Origin of the sequence: Novosphingobium profundi (assembly GCF_020524485.1) — a bacterium.
Classification (GTDB): Bacteria; Pseudomonadota; Alphaproteobacteria; order Sphingomonadales; family Sphingomonadaceae; genus Novosphingobium; species Novosphingobium profundi_A.
The window spans coordinates 66,014-85,768 of record NZ_JAIVLF010000007.1 but is presented as its reverse complement, the minus strand read 5'-3'; the positions used below and the strand labels follow the sequence as shown (position 1 = coordinate 85,768).

16 protein-coding genes are annotated in these 19,755 nt (G+C 65.8%); 10 read left to right on the top strand and 6 right to left on the bottom strand.

What is annotated here, in order from left to right; genetic code table 11:
* The first annotated feature begins 29 nt into the window (after positions 1–29).
* The 9 genes from LC060_RS19180 (at position 30) to LC060_RS19140 (ending at position 9,859) form a co-directional block, all read left to right on the top strand.
* Positions 30–1,250, top strand: coding sequence for a toxic anion resistance protein (locus LC060_RS19180; RefSeq protein WP_039392609.1), 1,221 nt, complete (start codon positions 30–32; stop codon positions 1,248–1,250).
* Between the two features lie 57 nt (positions 1,251–1,307).
* Positions 1,308–2,018 carry a hypothetical protein gene (locus LC060_RS19175; RefSeq protein WP_226638320.1) on the top strand — a complete coding sequence of 237 codons (711 nt, stop codon included), beginning with the start codon at positions 1,308–1,310 and terminating at the stop codon, positions 2,016–2,018.
* Entirely contained in the window at positions 2,018–2,632 is a 615-nt protein-coding gene (locus LC060_RS19170; protein ID WP_226638319.1) for a YqiJ family protein, read from the top strand. Before LC060_RS19175 ends, LC060_RS19170 begins: the two co-directional genes overlap by 1 nt.
* 435 nt (positions 2,633–3,067) lie before the next feature.
* On the top strand, positions 3,068–4,738 hold the full coding sequence (locus LC060_RS19165) for a flotillin family protein (protein ID WP_413465141.1): 1,671 nt from the start codon (positions 3,068–3,070) through the stop codon (positions 4,736–4,738).
* A 229-nt stretch (positions 4,739–4,967) separates the two neighbouring features.
* The gene (locus tag LC060_RS19160; RefSeq protein WP_226638317.1) at positions 4,968–6,227 is read left to right on the top strand and encodes a TadE/TadG family type IV pilus assembly protein; all 1,260 of its coding nucleotides are present in this window, start codon (positions 4,968–4,970) and stop codon (positions 6,225–6,227) included.
* On the top strand, positions 6,224–6,712 hold the full coding sequence (locus tag LC060_RS19155; protein WP_226638316.1) for a TadE/TadG family type IV pilus assembly protein: 489 nt from the start codon (positions 6,224–6,226) through the stop codon (positions 6,710–6,712). The genes LC060_RS19160 and LC060_RS19155 overlap by 4 nt, the downstream gene beginning before the upstream one ends.
* Positions 6,709–7,116, top strand: coding sequence for a TadE/TadG family type IV pilus assembly protein (locus LC060_RS19150; protein WP_226638315.1), 408 nt, complete (start codon positions 6,709–6,711; stop codon positions 7,114–7,116). The genes LC060_RS19155 and LC060_RS19150 overlap by 4 nt, the downstream gene beginning before the upstream one ends.
* 130 nt (positions 7,117–7,246) lie before the next feature.
* Entirely contained in the window at positions 7,247–8,530 is a 1,284-nt protein-coding gene (locus tag LC060_RS19145) for a Zn-dependent hydrolase (protein ID WP_226638314.1), read from the top strand.
* Positions 8,531–8,635: 105 nt separating this feature from the next.
* A complete protein-coding gene (locus LC060_RS19140) occupies positions 8,636–9,859 on the top strand; it encodes an MFS transporter (RefSeq protein ID WP_226638313.1) in 1,224 nt (407 codons plus the stop codon).
* A 6-nt stretch (positions 9,860–9,865) separates the two neighbouring features.
* Here LC060_RS19140 and asnB read toward each other — a convergent pair whose 3' ends face one another.
* From asnB to LC060_RS19115, 6 genes are all read right to left on the bottom strand, one after another.
* Positions 9,866–11,809, bottom strand: coding sequence for an asparagine synthase (glutamine-hydrolyzing) (asnB, locus tag LC060_RS19135; protein ID WP_226638312.1), 1,944 nt, complete (start codon positions 11,807–11,809; stop codon positions 9,866–9,868).
* Positions 11,810–11,867: 58 nt separating this feature from the next.
* Positions 11,868–12,989 carry an aspartate carbamoyltransferase gene (locus LC060_RS19130; RefSeq protein WP_226638311.1) on the bottom strand — a complete coding sequence of 374 codons (1,122 nt, stop codon included), beginning with the start codon at positions 12,987–12,989 and terminating at the stop codon, positions 11,868–11,870.
* Positions 12,986–13,108 (bottom strand): hypothetical protein, encoded by a 123-nt coding sequence (locus tag LC060_RS20990; protein ID WP_264191994.1) that lies wholly within the window; start codon positions 13,106–13,108, stop codon positions 12,986–12,988. The genes LC060_RS19130 and LC060_RS20990 overlap by 4 nt, the downstream gene beginning before the upstream one ends.
* Positions 13,108–14,532: a sodium:solute symporter family protein gene (locus LC060_RS19125; protein ID WP_226638310.1), complete on the bottom strand. Its 1,425-nt coding sequence runs from the start codon at positions 14,530–14,532 to the stop codon at positions 13,108–13,110. Before LC060_RS19125 ends, LC060_RS20990 begins: the two co-directional genes overlap by 1 nt.
* On the bottom strand, positions 14,522–15,091 hold the full coding sequence (locus LC060_RS19120) for a hypothetical protein (RefSeq protein ID WP_226638309.1): 570 nt from the start codon (positions 15,089–15,091) through the stop codon (positions 14,522–14,524). Before LC060_RS19120 ends, LC060_RS19125 begins: the two co-directional genes overlap by 11 nt.
* Positions 15,092–15,501: 410 nt before the next feature.
* Positions 15,502–15,972 (bottom strand): Lrp/AsnC family transcriptional regulator, encoded by a 471-nt coding sequence (locus tag LC060_RS19115; protein ID WP_226638308.1) that lies wholly within the window; start codon positions 15,970–15,972, stop codon positions 15,502–15,504.
* Positions 15,973–16,070: 98 nt separating this feature from the next.
* Between LC060_RS19115 and putA the strand changes: the two genes are divergently transcribed.
* The gene (gene putA / locus LC060_RS19110; RefSeq protein ID WP_226638307.1) at positions 16,071–19,709 is read left to right on the top strand and encodes a bifunctional proline dehydrogenase/L-glutamate gamma-semialdehyde dehydrogenase PutA; all 3,639 of its coding nucleotides are present in this window, start codon (positions 16,071–16,073) and stop codon (positions 19,707–19,709) included.
* Positions 19,710–19,755 lie beyond the last annotated feature (46 nt).

Here is a 19,755-nt window from a genome sequence, read left to right as displayed (position 1 = left end):
GGTAAGATGCAGGACAAGGACTTTCACGAATGGCGAGCACGACCGACACGGCTGTGGCTGACGAACTCAAGCTGACGCCGCCCGATCCCGTGCCCACCGTGCAGGCTGAAAAGGCCGCCGGGCTCGTGCCGGTGAACGAGGAGCAGAAGTCCAAGCTGCAGGTGCGCGTGGACGAATTCGTCTCCGATCTTGTCTCGCAGGACGCCAGTTCGCCCGATTTCGGCCGCCGCGTCGACCAGATCACCAACATGGGCCGCAAGGAGATCTCCGAGGCGGCCGGGCATTCCAACCGCTTCCTCGACCGCCCGATCCGCGCGATGGATCGCGACAGCGGCGTGGGCGCGGATCTGGCCGAACTGAGAAAGACGGTCGAGGACCTCGATCCCTCGACCAAGGGTGACCTGCTCTCCAAGCGCAAGATCTTCGGCATCATTCCCTTCGGATCGAAGCTGCGCGACTATTTCGACGGCTACCAGAGCGCGCAGGGGCATATCTCGGCGATCCTCACCCGTTTGCAGAACGGCAAGGACGAGCTTTTGATGGACAACGCGGCCATCGACGTCGAGCGCCAGAACCTGTGGGCTTCGCTGGGCAAGCTGGAACAGATGATCTGGATGTCCAAGGCGCTGGACACGGCGCTGGAGGAGAAGGCCGCCGATCTCGATCACAGCGATCCCGCCAAGGCCAAGGCCGTGCGCGAGAGCGCGCTGTTCTACGTGCGCCAGCGCACGCAGGACCTGCTCACGCAGATGGCGGTCTCGGTGCAGGGCTACCTTGCGCTCGACCTTGTGAAGAAGAACAACGTCGAGCTCATCAAGGGCGTCGACCGCGCCTCGACCACGACCGTGGGCGCGCTGCGTACCGCGGTTACCGTGGCGCAGGCGATGGCGAACCAGAAGCTCGTTCTCGATCAGATCACCGCGCTCAACACCACGACCGCCAACATCATCGAGGGCACCGGCCAGATGATGAAGGACAACACCGCGCGCATCCACGAGCAGGCTGCGAGCGCGACCATTCCGCTGGAGACGCTGAGCCGCGCTTTCCAGAACATCTACGACACGATGGACTCGATCGACACCTTCAAGGTCAAGGCGCTCGATTCCATGAAGCAGACGGTGACCTCGCTCGAAGGGGAGATCGACCGGTCCAAGGCCTATATCGCCCGCGCGCAGGGCCAGAGCGAGGGGCTGGCCGAGGGCGATACCAAGGCCGCGCAGAACCTTCTGGAAGCGCTCGACGAGAAGTAAGGCCGGGAGGCCCTGCAAGGGGTCCTCATGTAACGACAGCAGGAGAGAACGAGAGACATGGCACAGGTGCCCGCGCGCCGGGTTTCAAAGGAGATCGTCCGGGCTGCGCGCCGCCAGCGCGCCGCGCGCCTCTACACCGCGAAGAAGGAGCGCTGGGCGTTTCGCCTGCGCCGCCTGCGCCGCGCGGTGCTGGCCGTAGGCGCGATCTTCGTGGCCGCGCTGACGACCGCGCTGATCCTGGGCGGCCTGACCTTCGCGACCACGGTTCTGGTGACGCTGCTCGCTTTCGTCGTCTTCTGCCTGCTCGCGATCTACCCCTCCGCGCCGCGCACGCGCGCGGGCGATCTGCACGCGACCGAACTCGCTGAACTGGCGGGCTCGACCGAGATCTGGCTGGAGGGCAAGCGCCGCGCGCTCCCCAATGCGGCGGTCGATGCCATCGACATGATTGGCGTGCATCTGGAGCAGCTCGCGCCCCAGCTCGCCACCATGGAGGAGACAGGGCCCGCCGCCCACGAGGTGCGCAAGCTCCTCTCCGAGCACCTGCCCAGCCTGGTCGACAGCTACACCCGCATTCCGCCCTCGCTGCGCGCCAAGCCCGGCACCTCGGGCCTGTCGCCCAACGAGCAGCTGATCGACGGCCTCTGCGTCATCTCCGATGAGATCGAGGCGATGAGCGAGGACCTCTCGCGCAACGACGTCGACGCGCTGGCCACGCGCAACCGGTTCCTCGAAACCAAGTACATCGACGCAAGGGATCCCGGCTGATGCCGGACTTCCTGACGGCGGGGGAGAACCTGCCGTTCTCGGCCGCGCTGGGTGTCGTCCTTGTCCTCGCGCTCGTGCAGGTCTTCGGCCTCGCCGATGCGCTCGAAGGGGACGCGGACGCCGATATCGACCTTGATTCCGGCCTCCTCTCGCTGGTCGGGCTGGGCCGGGTACCCTTCATGGTCTGGCTGACCGTTCTCCTCAGTGTCTTTGGTATCCTCGGCTTGTGCGCGCAGGAGCTTCTTGCGGGGCTGACCGGAGGGGCCTGGACGCCCTGGCTGGTCGGCCCGGTCACAGGCATCGCGGCGCTGCCGCTGACGGGCGGGCTCTCGCGTCCGCTGGCACGCCTCCTGCCGCGCGACGAGACCTCGGCCATCGACCGATCCTCGCTGGTCGGGCGCGAAGGCGAGATCGTGGTCGGCACGGCAAGGCCCGGCTCGCCCGCGCGGGCGAAGGTCCTCGATCATTTCGGGCAGGTCCACCACGTCATGCTCGAACCGGACAACGCCGGACAGACCTTCGTCACCGGCGAGCGTGTTCTTATCGTGCGGCGCGAGGGCGACCTGTTCAAGGCCATCGCCCGCGGCGACCACTACCTGCCCAGGCTGGGGTGAGCGCCGCGCAGGGCGCTACCTGCAATCGACTCGCAACAATCCGGTTTTCCTAGGCAACATATCGCGATTTCGCTATGTAAGTCCCAAGGGAAACAATGAATTGTGAGAGCGGGGCGAAGGGCTGTCCGCAGCGTTGTTTCCAGGAGTTTGGACTATGTGCATCGCCTTTGAAGGGGCTTGATGCCACCACCACATAAAAACCGGATCGGCGCGTGGCGCGCAACTTTCCTGGATCCGTGTTTTATCCACATAGCCTTGGCAGGCATGCGAAATTGAAGTCATTTGAGCTCAGCCGCGTCTTCGCGTGCGCGGTTGAGTTGGGATGAATTCAAGAGCGGGGCATAGGGCCATCCGCTGCATCCCGCTCAAGGAGAGAGTGAAATGACGGGGCTTTACAGCATCGCCGTGTTGGTCGGTGCGGTTGTCGTGGCGCTTATGGCGATCGGCATTGTGATGGCGCGCCTGTACAAGCGGGCGAGCAAGGAAATCGCGTTCGTGCGCACGGGCGTGGGGGGCGAGCGCGTCGTGATGAACGGTGGCGCCTTGGTGCTGCCGGTCTTCCACGAGACCATGCCGGTCAACATGAACACCGTGCGTCTGGCCGTGGAGCGCAAGAACGGGGACGCGCTCATCACGCTCGACCGCCTGCGCATCGACGTGAAGGCTGAGTTCTACGTGCGTGTCCGCCCGGATGCCGGCGCCATTGCCATGGCCGCCCAGACGCTGGGCGCGCGCACCATGCACCCTGAAGCCTTGAAGGACCTGGTCGAGGGCAAGTTCGTCGACGCGCTGCGCTCGGTCGCGGCGGGCATGTCGATGAACCAGCTGCACGAGCAGCGCGCCGACTTCGTGCAGAAGGTGCAGCAGGTGTCCTCCTCGGACCTTGCGATGAACGGCCTGGAGCTGGAATCGGTCTCGCTGACCGGGCTCGACCAGACCTCCATCGAGCACTTCAACGCCAACAACGCGTTCGACGCCGAAGGCCTCACCAAGCTGACCGAGCAGATCGAGCTGCGCAAGAAGACGCGCAACGACATCGAGCAGGACACCCGGGTCCAGATGGAGACCAAGAACCTGGAGGCCGACCGCCAGTCGCTCACCATTCAGCGCGACAACGAGTTTGCACGCCTGGAGCAGGAGCGCGAGGTGGAAATGCGCCGCGCCGAGCAGATGGCGGAAATTGCCCGTGAGCAGGCCAAGCGCACCCGGGAATCGGACGAGGCCCGGATCGAGGCCAAGCAGCAGGTCGATGGTCGCCAGATCGAGGCCGACCGCACCATCCAGGAGGCGCAGATCGCGCAGGCCCAGGCCGTCGAACTCGCCCGCCAGGAGCAGCAGATCGCGATCCAGAACAAGAGCCGCGAGGAAAGCCAGGCCAAGAGCCAGGCCGACGAGGCCCGCGCCAAGGCGGTTGCCGCCGAGGAGCAGGTCACGACCAGCCGCGAGACCGAAGTGGCCGAGCGTCTCAAGAGGATCGAGCTGATCGAGGCGGCCAAGGAAGCCGAACGCCAGGCCATCGCCATCAAGGTGGAGGCCGAGGCCGAAAAGGAAGCCGCGTTCAACCGGGCCGAAGCGGTGCGCCGCGAAGCCGAGGGTGAGGCGGAAGCCGAGAAGCTCAAGGCCGAAGCTGCGCGCGTGCGCATGGACGTCGAAGCGGCTGGCCAGCGTGCGATCAACGAGGCGGCGAACATCCTCTCCTCGGAGCAGATTTCGCTCCAGATGAAGATGGCGCTTCTGAAGGTCCTGCCCGAAGTCGTGCGTGAGAGCGCCAAGCCGCTCGAAGCGATCGACTCGATCAAGATCGTCCAGGTCGACGGTCTCACCCAGAAGGGTGGCGCAGGCGCTGTGGGCGGAGCCGGGGCTCCGGTCGGTGGCTCGGGCAACCTCGCCAGCGACGCGGTCAGCGCCGCGCTTGCCTACCGCGCGCAGGCGCCGATGATCGACGGGCTGATGAAGGAGCTGGGCCTTGATGGCTCGACGCTCTCGAACATGGTCCAGGGCGCAGGCGTGATGCCCGTCCCGGCCGCTCCGGAAGGGGCCGACAACGACGGCGCGGAGCCGGCGGGATCGTCCGAGGGGGCCTATCGTCCCACGACAATCGGCTGATCTACCGCAGAGGGGCGAATCGTCTGCCCTTCTTGAAAAGTCCGGCCGGGCGGGAACCCGGCCGGACTTTGTCGCGTTTGGGCTGATTGGAGTTAAAACATGGAAATCCGGAAGGCGCACCAGCGCAATAGGGTGGTTTCTGCAAAATTAACCAAGTAAGTTTTGAAGATCTTATCTTTGCGGGCGCTTGGGTGATTTCGATTGCAACAGTCGAAAGCCGCGAACCGCCATGCCTTACCCGGCATTCCTGACCCGCCTGCGCTCCGATCGCTCGGGAAGTATTCTTACTTTCACCGGCATCGGCTTCGTGACCCTGATCGGCGCGGCAGGTCTCGCGGTCGATACCGCGCAGTGGTACCTGTGGAAGCGCCAGTTGCAGCAGGCCGTCGATGCGGGCGCGCGCGCGGGCGCGCTCAGCATGCTTCAGGCCGAAGGCGCAGAGCCGGGGGCCCGCAAGGAAATCGGGCGCAACGCGGACAACACTCTCAACGTCCTCATCGAGCGGATCAGCAGTCCACCGTATTCGGGTGCCTATACGGGGGACACGGGCGCGGTGGAGGTCATTGCAACGACCAGTCAGAAGCTGCCGTTCTCCAGCGTCTTCCTCGACGTGGCGCCGACCATTCGCGCGCGTGCGGTCGCCACGCGCACCGATGAGGGCGAATACTGCGTGATTGCGCTGGCCCCGACCGGCATGGGCGTGCGCGCGGTGGGCACCGCCGACGTCAATCTGGGCTGCGGTGTTGGCGCGAACTCGGGCATCCAGGCCGCGATCGACCTGACCGGGACCAGCTGGATCAACGCGCCGACCTTCCACGCGGTGGGCGGTATCGATGCCAGCTCGCGCAACATTCCCGAAGATGCGATCCTCCAGCCCTATGGTCTGCCGATCCAGGACCCGCTGGCGGGGCGCGACCTCCAGGTTCCTAGCGAACCGGAAGGCTGCACCCGCACCAAGTATTCCAACAATCCCAAGGACGTCGTGACCCTTTCGCCGGGGCGTTATTGCAACGGCATGACGCTGAAGGGCAACACGACCCTTTCGCCCGGCACCTACATCATCGACGGGGGCAGCCTGGACGTCGCGAGTTCGGCAACGGTTAGCGGCGACGGCGTGACGTTTGTCCTGACCGGGGGCGGCCCGGGCAACGCGGCCTTCGTCAAGATCACGGGCGGGGCGACGATGGACCTGACCGCGCCCAGCGCGGCGCAGAGCCCGACCTGGAAGAACGTCCTGTTCTTCCAGGACCAGATCGGCTCCAGCAGTGAGAGCAACTTTGCAGGCGGTAGCGAGCTGGACCTCACCGGTGTCATCTACATGCCCAATGGCGATGTGCGCTTTACCGGCAACTCGGGTCAGTCGGCCGAGTGTTTGCTGCTTGTCGCGAACCACGTGACCTTCGCCGGCACATCCTCGCTCAACAACAACTGCACCGTGGACTATGCGAACCTCGATCTCACCGCCCCGGTTGTGAAGGTGGTCGAATGAGGATGGTCCGCCTGCGCCAGGCTCTGGCCGCGCTGCGCCATGACCGGCGCGGGGCGAGCGTGATCGAGCTGGCGCTGGTCCTGCCGTTGCTGCTCATGGTGCTGGCGGGCATGGTCGAAGTCTCGCGTTTCGTCGTAGCGCGCATCGATGTCGAACTGGCCGCGCAGCGCACCACCGACTTCGTGCTCGCCAAGCGTCCGCAGAGTTCGGACACAAGCTATATCGTCACCGAGGCAATGGCCGCGGCCGATGTCGAGGCCGGGCAGGTGACGGCCGAGCTCTTCCTCGAATGTGACGGGGTGCGCAAGGACCAGTTCGATTCCTACTGCGCGGCGGGCGAGGAATCGGCGCGCTACGTTCAGGTCTCGATCGAGAAGACGGTGGAGATGCAGTTCGACTGGTCGAAGCTGGCGAGCTTGTTCGGATCGCAGGTCCTGGGCTCGACGATTACCCTTGAAGGCACCAGTCTGGAGCGCATTCAGTGAAGATCCTGCACCGCTTGAAGCGCCTCGCCGCGAACCGTGAAGGCGCCTCGGTCATCGAGTTTGCCCTCGCCATGCCGGTGGCGGCCGCGCTCATGATCGGCATCCTGCAGTTTGCGCTCGTGCTTCAGGCAACCGGCGCGATCCGTCATGCGGCGGGCGAGGGCGTGCGTTACGCCAACGTCCATCCCGACGCGACCGAGCGTCAGGTCTCCGACAAGGTGCGCAAGGAAATGGCGGGCCTCAACGAGGATGGCATCGTGCGCATTGCTCTGGAGCGAGGCATCAGCGACGGCGCGCAGTTCGACAAGATCGCGATCGAGTACCAGCTCGAACCCGTCGTGCCGTTCATGCAGCTTGATCCCATCTCGCTGAACGAGACGGTTCTCTCCTACGTTCAGAGCTGAGGCACCCGCAGGGCTTCGTCCCTTGCGCTGCAGTTTCCCCGGCTTGCCCCGTCCCCGTGGTGGCGTCTAGTCTCCCCGCCAACAGAGCGTGGGCAATCCGCGCCGCCCATACCGGACAAGGGAGACGCACGTGCCCAGCGTCAGCATCGAGAGGATCGAGCGGGACATCACCGCCATTTCGCGTTTCGGCTTCAATGAGGCCGATGGGGGCGTCTATCGACAGGGCTTCAGTCCAGAGGACATGGCGGTGCGCGAATGGCTGCGCGCGCGCTTTGCAGAGCTGGGCATGAGCCACCGCATGGACGGGGCGGGCAATGCCATTGGCCGCTTCGATCCGGCCGGTCGGGGCGAGGACGTTCCCGCCGTCATCATCGCTTCCCACACCGATTCCGTGCCCGCGAGCGGCATGTTCGACGGGGTCCTGGGCGTCGTTGCCGGGCTCGAGGTCGTGCGCACGATGAAGGCGAACGGAATTGAGCCGCTCTACCCGGTCGAAGTCATCGCGACCGCCGAGGAGGAGGGGCGCTTCGGGGGCATGCTGGGCGCCCAGGCGATGACCGGGCACCTGACGCGTGAGTGGCTGGATGCCGCGGCGGACGAGCGCGGCGTGAAACTGGTCGATGCCATGCGTGAGGCCGGGCTCGACCCCTCGCGCGCGATGCACGCCTACCGCCCGCCCGAGACGATCCGGGCCTACCTTGAACTTCATGTCGAGCAGGGGCCGGTCCTTGATACCGAGAAGACCACCATCGGCATCGTCGAGGGTATTTCGGGCGTCTTCAAATGGATGGTGCGCCTCATCGGCAAGGCGGACCACGCCGGGACCGCGCCGATGAACATGCGCGCCGACGCGCTGATGGGCATGGCCGATTTCGCGCATGAGATCCCGCGCATCATCGAAGAGGAAGGCACCGGCAAGAGCCGCATCACCATCGGCCACGTCAACTGCAAGCCCGGCTTCCCGCACACGGTGCCGGGCGAGGTCGACTTCACCATTGTCGGGCGCGACCTCGACCACGAAAAGATGAAGGCGCTGGCGAGCGCCTGCGAGCGGGTGCTGGCCGCCATCGCGCGGCGCAACAAGCTGCACTTCGAATACGAGCAGATGTCCTGGCTGGCCCCGGCCTATTGCGACACGGGGCTTATGTCGCTGATCGAGGGCAAGACGAAGGAGCTGGGCTACAGTTACAAGATCATGCCCTCGGGCGCCGGCCACGATGTGCAGTTTTTCTGCGAGCATTCGCGCGCGGGGCTGTTCTTCGTGCCGTCTGTAAAGGGCGTGAGCCACGCGCCCGATGAATGGACGCATTGGGTCGATTGCGAGCGCGGCACGCGGCTTCTCTACGAATGCGTGTGCGAGCTTGCCTGCAACGAGGGCGCGCTGGAAGAGGCCGGGCAGACCGAGCGGGTCTGACGCGCTGGGAGCGCCCGCCTCCTGACCAATCGTCCCTGACCGCCCAGCGAGCAGCGCGGGCAGGGAGCGCTTGCCCTTGATGCTGCGCTGCGACAAGGTGCCGGGATGAGTGGTTCCCTTTCCGGCGCCGTGCGGCGCGAATTTGCAGAAGGCTGGCTGACCGTGGTGGCCGCAGGGCTTGCCATTGGCGTGGGCATGATGGGCATCGGTTTCTATGCCCTGGGCCTCTTTGTCACGCCAGTGCAGGAAGAGTTCGGCTGGAGCCGCGCGGCGGCTTCGGGCGCGGCCACTTTCGAGCAATTGGGCATCTTCCTCTCCGCGCCGATCGTCGGGCGCCTCGCGGACCGCTACGGCGTGCGCATGATCGCGATTGCCAGCTATATCGCGGCGCCCATCGGCTTCGTGCTCCTCTCGCGCGCCGGGGATTCGGTGGCGATGTGGTGGGGGCTGTGGCTCCTGGTCAGTCTCGCCGGATGCGGCACGACGCCCGCGATCTGGGCGCGTGCAGTTTCGGCCAGGTTCGATGCCGGGCGTGGGCTTGCGCTCGGCCTCATGCTGATGGGCTCGGGGCTCGCCGCCTTCCTCGCGCCTGCGCTGCTGGGGCCGATCTTTGCCTCGAGCGGCTGGCGCACTGCGGCGCTCGCCATGGGTGCCACGATCCTTGTCGTGGGCCTTCCGGTGAGCCTCCTCATGCCGCGCGAAAAAAAGGCTCCGGCTCCAGCGGCGAGTGCCGAGCCCAAGGTACGCGGCCGGTTCGAGGTCAACCGCCAGACGCTGACCATCGTGGGCATCGCCGTGCTTCTGGGCTTTTTCGTCGCCGGGCTCATCGTCCATCTGGTGCCCATGGTGGTGGACCGGGGCATGCCAGCCGCCGAAGCCGCGCAGGTCGCCGCCAAGATCGGCATTGCCGTGATCTTCGCCCGCGTGATCGTGGGCTATCTCTTCGACCGTTTTCACGCGCCGTTCGTGGCCGCGCTGTTCCTGCTCTCGCCGGTGGTGGCCGCGTTGCTGCTCGCCTTTGGCGGGCCGGTGACGGCCGCCGCGCTCATGCTGGGCCTGGCTGCGGGCGCCGAGGTCGACATGCTCGCCTACTTCACCGGGCGCTATGCGCACTTGCGCAATTACGGCGCGACCTATGGCGTGGTGCTGGGCATGTTCAGTTTTGGCGCCGCGTTCGGCCCGGCCGCGTTTGGCTGGTCGGTCGATGTGACCGGTAGCTACCACTTCGCGCTGCTCGCCTCGGCCATTGCGCTTGTCGTCGTCGTCGCGCTGATCGCAACGCTCGGCGCCTACCGCGATCCGGTCGGCGCCGAGGCGCTGGAGGGCTGAGGACGCCTAGGCCAGAAGCTCTTCCACCGCGTGAAGGCCGATGGCGTGGTTGAGGATGATGTCCATGCGCGTGTTCTGCGCGTGGTCGTCCGAGGCACGGGTGTCCGCGATCGCCGCGCCCAGCTTGGCGGGATCGAACAGGCCCTTGGCGGCCAGGCGCTCGGGCGATAGCCAGCGCGCGATCAGCTTGTCGATCTCGGCGGTCTTCTTCGCATCGGTGTGCGCGGGCGGCGCCATGAAGGCGAACTTCTCGCGCTCGTAAAGGACGCGCGGGAGGACATGCTTCATCGCCTCGCGCACGACCCACTTCTCGACGCCGCCGCGCACGCGCACCTGCGGGGGGATGCGCATGGCAAGTTCGGCCACGTGGTGGTCGAGGAAGGCCGGGCGGCTCTCGAGGCTGTTGGCCATGTCCACGCGGTCCCCGCCCCAGTTCAGGATCTGCCCCTCCAGCATCGTCTTGATCCAGGAATACTGCACCTTGTCGAGGACATGGCGGCCTTCCAGCATGGCCGGATCAAGGCTGTGCGCGATGGCGGCGATGGGGTCGTAGTCCCCCAGCTTCGCCTTGAACTCCTCGGAGAGCAGCGGCTTGACCCGTTCAAGGGTGAGCATCCAGGGCTGGATCCAGCTGGGGGTAAAGCCCATGACCTCTTCGAAGGCCGGATGACTGATCGTCTCCTCGGCCAGAACCGAGCCCGAGAACAGCGCATTCCTCTCCCGCATCTCCTGCGCCGCCGGAGTGGCCGCGTATTCGGGATCGTGCAGGAACAGGTCGGCCTTGAACTGGGCATAACCGCCGAACAGCTCGTCCGAACCCTCGCCGGTGATGACGACCTTGTAGCCGACCTCGCGTACGTGCTTGCTCATCAGCATCTTGGCGACGCCCAGCGTGTTGTAGAAGGTCCGCTCGGAATAGCGGATCGCGTCCTCGAAGTTGGCCCCGTAGAGGTCTTCGGCCTTGAGCTTCAGGATATCCTGATCGGCGCCCGCCATCTGCGCCATCTCGGTCGCGATATGGGCCTCGTCGTAGCGGGCATCGTCGAAGGAGATGGTGAAGGCCTTGACCGGCGATTGCTGGATCGCGGCGGCCATGCCCAGGATCGAACAGCTGTCGATCCCGCCTGAAAGGTAGCAGGCGACCGGAACGTCGGATTCGAGCCGGAAGGTGATCGATTCGACCAGCGCCGCGCGCACCGCCTCGATGTGGTCGTCATCGCTCTTGACGTCGTGCTCGCCTTCGTGCGGGAAATTGGCGTCCCAGTAGCGCTCCTCGCGCACCGACACGCCATCGCCTGTCTTCTCGATGATGAGCATGGTGCCCGGCTTCACCGCACGGATACCCTGATAGAGCGTCATCCCCGGCACCATGACCTGCATCATCTGGTGCAGCTGCGCCTTGGGGCAGACATCGCGGGGCACGTCCGGGTGGGCGAGCAGGGCCTTGATCTCGCTGCCCCAGACGATCCCGCGCGGCCCGTGGTGAACGAAGAGGGGGCGGATGCCGAAGCGGTCGCGCACCAGGATCAGGCGCTGCCTCTCCTCGTCGAACAGGGCAAAGGCAAATTCGCCGCGCAGGTGCTCGACAAAATCGAGGCCGTGCTTGGCGTAGAGTTTCAGCGCAATCTCGCTGTCGGACCTGGTCGAGAACTGGAAGCCGTCGGTGCGCAACAGGCCGCGCAGGCGCTTGTAGTCGTAGAACTCGCCGTTGACCGAGGCGGCGAGCCCGTCCGTGCCATCGTCGCGGCGACCATGGAGCGGCTGGTCCCCGGCGGCAAGGCCGATGATCGAGAGCCGCGTGTGCGCCATGGCAAGGCCGTTTGCGGCATCGAAATGGAAGCCGCGCCCGTCGGGGCCGCGATGTTCCAACTGGTCGGCCATCGCCTCGGCGTGGCGGGGCGTGTCTTGGTCATAGCCCGCTGGGGTCCAGAGACCGGCAATGCCGCACATATGGGGAGTTTCCTTGGCTTGGGTGTTGGCTGGGGCGGGGCGCTCAGGCGCTGGGCACTCAGGTATTGGGGAGGGGCTCGTTGTCGAGCATGTCGGGGGGCACGACATCGGCCACCCGCCCGAAGATCGCGAGGAGCAGCGCCTGGCGGATCCACACGGCCCCATCGGCCTGGTTGAAGTAGAGGTTGTGGGGGGTGTCATCGAGGCTGACGTCGAGTTCGAGCCCGCGCGCCAGCGGGTGGAGGATCACCGTGTCGGGCTTGATCCGGCTCTCGGACGAGAGCGAGAAGGCGTCGGCGAAGAAGCGGTAGCCATCGCCGATATAGGCAATGGCGTTCATGTAGATGACGTCGAGGTATTCGAGATTTTGCGTCAGGCTTTGCGAGAAGCCGATGGTGATCGGGCTGTTCTTGGTCAGCTCGCGCAGTTCCTCGCCCAAGGGATCGGCCATCTCGGAGAAGATGGTGATGCGGTTGATGTTCTCGTGGAAGAGCAGGGCGAGCATCAGGAAGCTCTTGACCGTGCGCATGTTGCCCGGGGTGCCGATGATGCCGATGTTGAGGCGGAATTCCTCGGGCAGGCGGCCGAAGGTGATCTCGGGGCGCCATTTCAGGAGCGCGTACCAGTCGGCCAGCGCCTGGGTGGGGTGCTCGTCCGAACCGTTGCCCCCGTTGATGAGCGGCACGCGCAGGTACTCGCACATTTCGGACAGGGCGGCCTGCTCGGTGTGCCGCACCACCACGACATCGGCGTAGGAATTGAACATCTGCCCGATGTCGCGCATCGATTCGCCCTTGGCGACGCCGGTCGTCTTGCCATCGGCCACGCTGATCGTCTTGCCGCCCAGATGCAGCATCGCGCTTTCGAAGGAGAGGCGCGTGCGGGTGGAGGGCTCGAAGAAGGCGGCGGCCATGATCTTGTCGCTCATCGCGGTTCCCACCTCGAAGCGCTTGAGCTGGAGATAGGCGGCGAACTTCGCGAGTTCGGTCAGGAGGTCCTTGTCGAACAGCGCGGCGGAGAGGACGGACTGGCCGCGCAGCCGGTCGAGCACGGCGCGGCGGATCTGCGGCGCGTTGGCGATGTAGTCGGCCGGGTTGGGGCAATTGCCGATCTTGCCCGGTCGCTTGACGATGACCGGCGCGTGGCAGACGTGCGAGGCGGGGGAAACGTCGCGGCTCACCAGATCTCTCCGCGCCGGATGTCGCGGATGAGCAGGGCGGCGAGGCCGAGCGCGGTGAACATGCACCAGCCCAGCGATCCGTAGACCAGCAGGGCCAGGAAGGAACTTGAGAAGGTCATCAGGAGGCCTCTCGCAGTTGGCTCCAGTCGAAACGGGAGCGGGACAGAAGCGCGCAGGCGAGCACCCAGACCATCGAGACGGCCGTGGCAACGAGCGAGGCGACGTAGAAACCGATGGCGAAGTAGCTGACGAGGCCGATACCGGCGCCCAGCAGCATGCCGCCCACTGCCCCTGTTGGGGTGGCGCGGCGCCAGTAGAGGCCGGTGACGATGGGCCAGATCATCGCGCCTACCAGCGGCCCTGCGAAGAACAGCACCGAAGCGAGCGTGCCAATGCGCGGCAGGCAGACCAGCCAGGTGAAAAGGCCAAGGCCCAGCGTGATCCACTGCGCGGAGGCCTTGAGCGTCTCCGGGCTGGCCGAGGGGCGCAGCAGGCGACGGTAGACGTCCTCGGTCAGAAGGTCCGAGGTGGCCGCCAGCAGGCTGTCGATCGAGGAGGCGAGCGAGCAGAAGACGATGACGAAGATGCCCACCGCGCCGCCAAGGCCCAGGACCTTGGCCACCACCAGCGGACCGACCATGTCGGCGCTGGGGACAGGCACGTCGAGCGCGCCCGAGGCCAGCGCGATGAAGCCCGCGGCAAAGGGAATGGGGAACCAGATCAGCCCGCCCAGCGCGAATGCCTTGCCCGCCACGCCCTCGCGGAAGGCGAAGGCGCGGCTCCACCACACGTTGTTGTGGAACACCTCGCCAAGGCCGAAGAGCAGGTTGTTGAAGATCGCCATGAGGGCGGCGGGGAAGAGCACGTTGAGAAGCTCGGGCCGCTCGCGCGAAAGGTTGGCGTGGATTTCCTCAACGCCCACATGCGCAAGGACGGCAATGCCGACCACGACGATGCCGATGATGATGATGAGGCTCTGGATGAAGTCGGTGCCAATGACCGCGCCCAGACCTCCGCGCATCGTGTAGGCCACGCACACGGCCAGGATCACGCTCATCCCCCAGCCATAGGGAATGCCCGAAAGCGTGTTGAGGAGGATGCCGCCCGCCATCGCCATCGAGACCAGCCAGGTGAGCGAATAGAACAGCGTGAAGGCGAGGAAGATGCCCCAGGCCACGCGCCCATAGCGCAGGCGGAAAAAGTCGCCGCTGGTGTAGCCGGTCGGCATGAGCTGGCGGATGCGCCCGGCCATGGGCGCGAAGAGGAACAGGCCGAGCGAGGCGGTTGAATAGGCGAGCATCCCCCACACGCCCAGCTGCAGCGCCATCTGCGGGGCGAGCATCGTCGTGTTCGAGGTGATCCAGGTCGCCGCCGCTGTCGCCGAGCCGAGCGCAAGGCCGATGTTGCGCCCGGCCAGGGCATGGTCCTCGAAGCTCTTGTTACGCCGCCCCCAGTAGACGCCAAGCCCGATCCACAGCACCGAGAAGCCCAGCAGCAGCGTCCAGCCAAGCCAGGGCGGAAGAAGGGCCTGTTCAACGCTCACGGCGAGCCCCGCGGATCAGGACGAAGACGGTGGCCGCGAAGACCAGCGCGCCCAGAGCCGTCAGCCAGAGCGCACGGGAGAGCGACTGGTGCGTGACCGCCAGGTGCAGCGGGGGCGAGGGTGCGGCCCCCGGCGCGGCATCGGCGATGGTGAAATAGTAGTCGCCATCGGCCAGTCCGCTGACGAAGAGGCGGGTGCCGGTCCCTTCGAAGATGGTGCGCGCTGCGCTCATGGCCGGGGTGGAGGCCTGACGCACCACGACCGGGCGCTCCGCGTCCCATTCCAGCGTGGTATAGCCGTTGTCGCTGGCCAGTGCCTCTTCGTGCGTGAAGGCGGGTGCCTTGCCTTGCGCGTCGGCCGAGGTGGCCGACGTGCCCGAGAGGGCAAGCGCGAGCGTGCCGATGAGCGTCAGAAGCGCGCGGGCTGCGCGTGCAAGGATGCGCCGGTACGGGCGCGGGTGGAGACCACCTGGGTGGCCCGGCGGTCTGGTCCTGCCTGCAAGGATAATTCTCTTCCCATCCGCCGACCGTGGTGTCGGTTCTCTGGCTGGTTCCCCCAAATGCGGAACGCGCCCCTAGCAGATGCGGTCTTCTAAAAGAACCCTAAGTCGTCCGTAATGGTGTCATTACATTTATGTTACTTCGGCGTCATACGTGGAATTGTGAGATTGGTGCTATGTTCAATAGTATTCGCTGCGGTGCGGATGTTTGCTCATATGGTAATCCGATTATTCATTAGCCTGTGGCAGCTTGCGGTGCGTTTCATCCATGCTGGGCTGCAGCATTGGCGAGCGCACGCGGGCGTGATGTGAAGGGGCTTCCCGCATGGGGGCGGGGCAGGAGGCATGTTCGCCGCCAAGACACGCGCGCGCCCTCCCGGCAGGCATTTTGCGTCGCCGGGATCTGGCCTGGCTCGTGTCAGGCCCGGTGGGACGTGCCCACGCGGACCCGATTCGCACACAAGGCCAGGCTAGCCGTGCACTTCCTTTACCGCTTCCATGACCACGAAGGTGGAGGTCGTCGCGACATGGGGGAGATTGGTGATCTTCTCGCCCATGACCTTGCGATAGCGGCGCATGTCGAGCGTGCGCACCTTGAGCAGATAGTCGAAGCTGCCCGCGATCATGTGGCACTCCTCCACCTCGGGGATGCGCCGCACCGCCTCGTTGAAGTCCGTGAGCGCCTTCTCGTGCGTGCTGGCAAGGCCGATCTCGACAAAGGCGATGTGATCGAGGCCCAGGGTCGCGGGATCGACGACGGCCTGAAAGCCGCGAATCACACCGCTCTCGATCAGCCGCCGCATGCGGATCTGGCAGGGGGTTTTCGAGATACCGACCTCGCGCGCCAGATCGGTGACGGTTTTGCGCCCATCTTCGCGCAATACCGCAATAATTCGGCGATCCACCTCGTCCAGATCGCCTGCAAACGTTTTTCTGACCATCCAAATCGCCCAAGATGAAACTAAACTTTAGCCCAGACGCTTTGGAAATAGACGCCGAAAAGGCAGACTGCCAACTGCAAAAAAGATAATCTGGGATCATGACCGCGACACAAACCAAGCACACGCCCTTCGCCTCCTTCGCCCCACCCGTGCGCGAGCCCAGCGCCTTGCGACGTGCGGTCACCGGAGCCTGCCGACGCGAGGAGGGCGAAGCGATGGCCCCCCTGATCGAGGCGGCGAGCTTCCCCGGTGAAATGCGCGATTCCATCCGCAAGACCGCGGCCGATCTGGTCGAGATGCTGCGCGCCAAGCAGAAGCAGCAGGCCAAGCTGGGCGGTGTCGACGCGCTGATGTACGAGTACTCGCTCTCCAGTCTGGAGGGCGTGGCGCTGATGTGTCTGGCCGAGGCGCTGCTGCGCATCCCTGACGACGACACGCGCGATGCGCTGATCCGCGACAAGATCGGCAAGGGCCAGTGGCGCGAGCACATGGGCGGGGACCGCTCGCTCTTCGTCAACGCGGCGACCTGGGGCCTGGTCGTGGCGGGCAAGCTCTATGGCGGCATCGACGGCAGCGTCGATGATCAGGGGTTGGCGCGCGCGCTCAACCGCCTGATCGGCCGCGCCGGTGAGCCGGTTGTGCGCCGCGGCGTCGACATTGCCATGCGCATGATGGGCGAGCAATTCGTTACCGGACAGACCATTGCCAAGGCGATCAAGCGCGCCAAGGAGCTGGAAGCCAAGGGTTTCCGCTATAGCTACGACATGCTGGGCGAGGCGGCGGTCACGGACAAGGCGGCCAAGGACTACTACGAGGATTACGAGAACGCGATCCACGCCATTGGCGCGGCGGGCAAGGGGAAGGGCGTCTACAAGGGCCCCGGTATCTCGATTAAGCTCTCCGCCCTCCACCCGCGCTACATGCGCATGAAGGCGGGCCGGGCGGTCGATGAACTGCTCCCGCGCGTCAAGGAACTGGCGCTTCTCGCCAAGGGCTACGACATCGGTTTCAACATCGATGCCGAAGAGGCGGATCGCCTTGAGCTTTCGCTGGACCTTCTGGAATCGCTGGCGCTCGACAAGGACCTGGCCGGTTGGAATGGCCTTGGCTTCGTGGTCCAGGCCTATGGCAAGCGCTGCCCGCAGGTGATCGATTGGCTGATCGACCTGGCCAGGCGCGCCGACCGGCGCATCATGGTGCGTCTGGTCAAGGGCGCCTACTGGGACGCGGAGATCAAGCGCGCGCAGGTCGACGGGCAGTCCGACTTCCCGGTCTTCACCCGCAAGCGCCACACCGACGTCGCCTACATCGCCTCGGCCCGCAAGCTGCTGGCCGCGCCGGACGAGATCTACCCGCAGTTCGCGACCCACAATGCGCAGACGCTCTCGACCATCTACCACATGGCGAAGCCGGAGACCTTCACGGTCGAGCAGTACGAATTCCAGTGCCTTCACGGCATGGGCGAGGCGCTCTATTCGCACGTGGTCTCCAAGGACAATCTGGCGCGTCCCTGCCGCATCTATGCGCCGGTCGGCACGCATGAGACGCTGCTGGCCTACCTCGTGCGGCGCCTGCTCGAGAACGGGGCGAACTCCTCGTTCGTCAACCGCATCGCAGATCCCAAGGTGGATGTCGCGACGCTGGTCGAGGACCCGGTGGAATCGCTCCTCGAACTCGACGATCCGGCGGGCAAGCACGACAAGATCGACCTGCCGAGCGAGATCTATCCCGACCGCGCCAACTCGGCCGGGCTCGACCTTGCCGACGATGCGGTGCTGGCCGATCTCACCATCAAGCTCGCGGGAACGGTGGCCCACCCCTGGCAGGCCGCGGCCGATGGCGCCGAGGGTGAGGGCAAGGACGTCATCAATCCGGCCGACCACGACGATGTCGTGGGCACGGTGATCGAGACCCCGGCCGAAATGGCCGAGGCCGCGATGAAGCGCGCGGCGGCAAGCGAATGGTCCAACACCCCCGTTTCCGAGCGCGCGGCCATCCTTGAGCGCGCCGCGAAGGTCATGCAGGATGAGATGCCCGTGCTCATGGGCCTTGCTATGCGTGAGGCGGGCAAGTCGGCGGCCAACGCCATTGCCGAAGTGCGCGAGGCGGTCGACTTCCTCAACTACTACGCGCTGCAGGCGCGCCAGACCTTCGGCGCCGCGCAAGTGCCGCTGGGGCCGGTGGTCTGCATCAGCCCCTGGAACTTCCCGATGGCGATCTTCACAGGCCAGGTGGCGGCCGCGCTGGTCGCGGGCAACACCGTGCTGGCGAAGCCCGCCGAGGAAACCCCGCTGATCGCGGCCGAAGCCGTGCGCATCCTGCACCAGGCGGGGATTCCGGGCGACGCGCTCCAGCTTCTGCCCGGCGACGGCTCCATTGGTGCCGCGCTGATCGAGCAGCCGGAAGTGGCAGGCGTGATGTTCACCGGCTCCACCGAAGTGGCGCGCCTGATCCAGAAGCAGCTTTCGACCCGTCTTTCGGACGAGGGTCACCCGATCCCGCTGATCGCGGAAACCGGCGGCCAGAACGCGATGATCGTCGATTCCACCTCGCTTGCCGAGCAGGTCGTGGGCGATGTCATCGTCTCGGCCTTCGACAGCGCGGGCCAGCGCTGCTCGGCGCTGCGCATCCTGTGCCTCCAGGACGAGATCGCCAGCAACACGCTGAATATGCTGAAGGGCGCGCTCGCTGAACTGGAAGTCGGCAACCCGGATCGTCTTTCGGTCGATGTCGGCCCTGTCATCACGCAGGAGGCGCGCGACAAGATCAACGAGCACATCGAGACGATGCGTTCGCGCGGCCACACGATCCACCAGGTCGATCTGGGTGAGGACTGCGCCAAGGGCACCTACGTTGCGCCCACGATCATCGAGATCGACAGCGTCGAGGATGTGGAACAGGAGGTCTTCGGACCGGTCCTTCATGTCCTGCGCTTCAAGCGCAAGAACCTCGATGCGCTGATCGATTCGATCAACGCGACCGGCTATGGCCTGACTTTCGGCCTGCACACCCGCATGGACGGGACCGTGGCGCACGTCCTCTCGCGCATCCGTACGGGCAACCGCTACGTCAACCGCAACCAGGTCGGCGCCATCGTCGGCGTCCAGCCCTTCGGCGGGCGCGGCATGTCGGGCACCGGCCCCAAGGCGGGCGGCCCCTTGTACCTTGGGCGTCTCGTGCGGCAGGCGCCGCTGGTCCTGCCGCCCTCGGGCGTGCGCATGCCGCTCGTCGACGAGTTCGTCGGCTGGCTCGCCAAGAAGGAGTGGTTCGAAGGTGCCGCTCAGGCCCGCGCGATCCATACTGCAAGCCGCCTTGGTGTGCAGATGGAGCTGCCCGGCCCTGTGGGCGAGCGCAACGAATACGCGCTCCATCCGCGCGGGCGCATCCTGCTGCGGCCCAAGACCCGCTCGGGGCTCGTGCGCATGATGGCGCTGGTGCTGGCCACCGGCAACACCGCGAGCGTCGAGGGTATGGACCTTCCCGAAGGCCTGCCCGACAGCATCGCCGCCTCCTTCAAGCCCGAACCCGATGAGCCGCTGGCCGCCTGCCTTGTCGAAGGCGGCAAGGACGCGCTGCTGAAGGCCTGCGCCGACATGGCCGAGCGTCCCGGGCCGATCGTGCCGGTCCACGCGGCGGGCCGTCCGGGGCCGGGTCTTGCCTGGCTGCTTGAGGAAGTGTCGATCTCGATCAACACCACGGCGGCAGGCGGCAACGCCAGCCTGATGATGATCGACTGATCGGCTTTGCCACGATGAATGAAAAAGGGGCCGGGAAGCGTTGCTT

Bases quoted from the DNA above. Each gene is read 5' to 3' on its own strand.
- LC060_RS19180 (WP_039392609.1), top strand. From the start codon at position 30: ATGGCGAGCACGACCGACACGGCTGTGGCTGACGAACTCAAGCTGACG.
- LC060_RS19175 (WP_226638320.1), top strand. From the start codon at position 1,308: ATGGCACAGGTGCCCGCGCGCCGGGTTTCAAAGGAGATCGTCCGGGCT.
- LC060_RS19170 (WP_226638319.1), top strand. From the start codon at position 2,018: ATGCCGGACTTCCTGACGGCGGGGGAGAACCTGCCGTTCTCGGCCGCG.
- LC060_RS19165 (WP_413465141.1), top strand. From the start codon at position 3,068: ATGGCGATCGGCATTGTGATGGCGCGCCTGTACAAGCGGGCGAGCAAG.
- LC060_RS19160 (WP_226638317.1), top strand. From the start codon at position 4,968: ATGCCTTACCCGGCATTCCTGACCCGCCTGCGCTCCGATCGCTCGGGA.
- LC060_RS19155 (WP_226638316.1), top strand. From the start codon at position 6,224: ATGAGGATGGTCCGCCTGCGCCAGGCTCTGGCCGCGCTGCGCCATGAC.
- LC060_RS19140 (WP_226638313.1), top strand. From the start codon at position 8,636: ATGAGTGGTTCCCTTTCCGGCGCCGTGCGGCGCGAATTTGCAGAAGGC.
- asnB (WP_226638312.1), bottom strand. From the start codon at position 11,809: ATGTGCGGCATTGCCGGTCTCTGGACCCCAGCGGGCTATGACCAAGAC.
- LC060_RS20990 (WP_264191994.1), bottom strand. From the start codon at position 13,108: ATGACCTTCTCAAGTTCCTTCCTGGCCCTGCTGGTCTACGGATCGCTG.
- LC060_RS19115 (WP_226638308.1), bottom strand. From the start codon at position 15,972: ATGGTCAGAAAAACGTTTGCAGGCGATCTGGACGAGGTGGATCGCCGA.
- putA (WP_226638307.1), top strand. From the start codon at position 16,071: ATGACCGCGACACAAACCAAGCACACGCCCTTCGCCTCCTTCGCCCCA.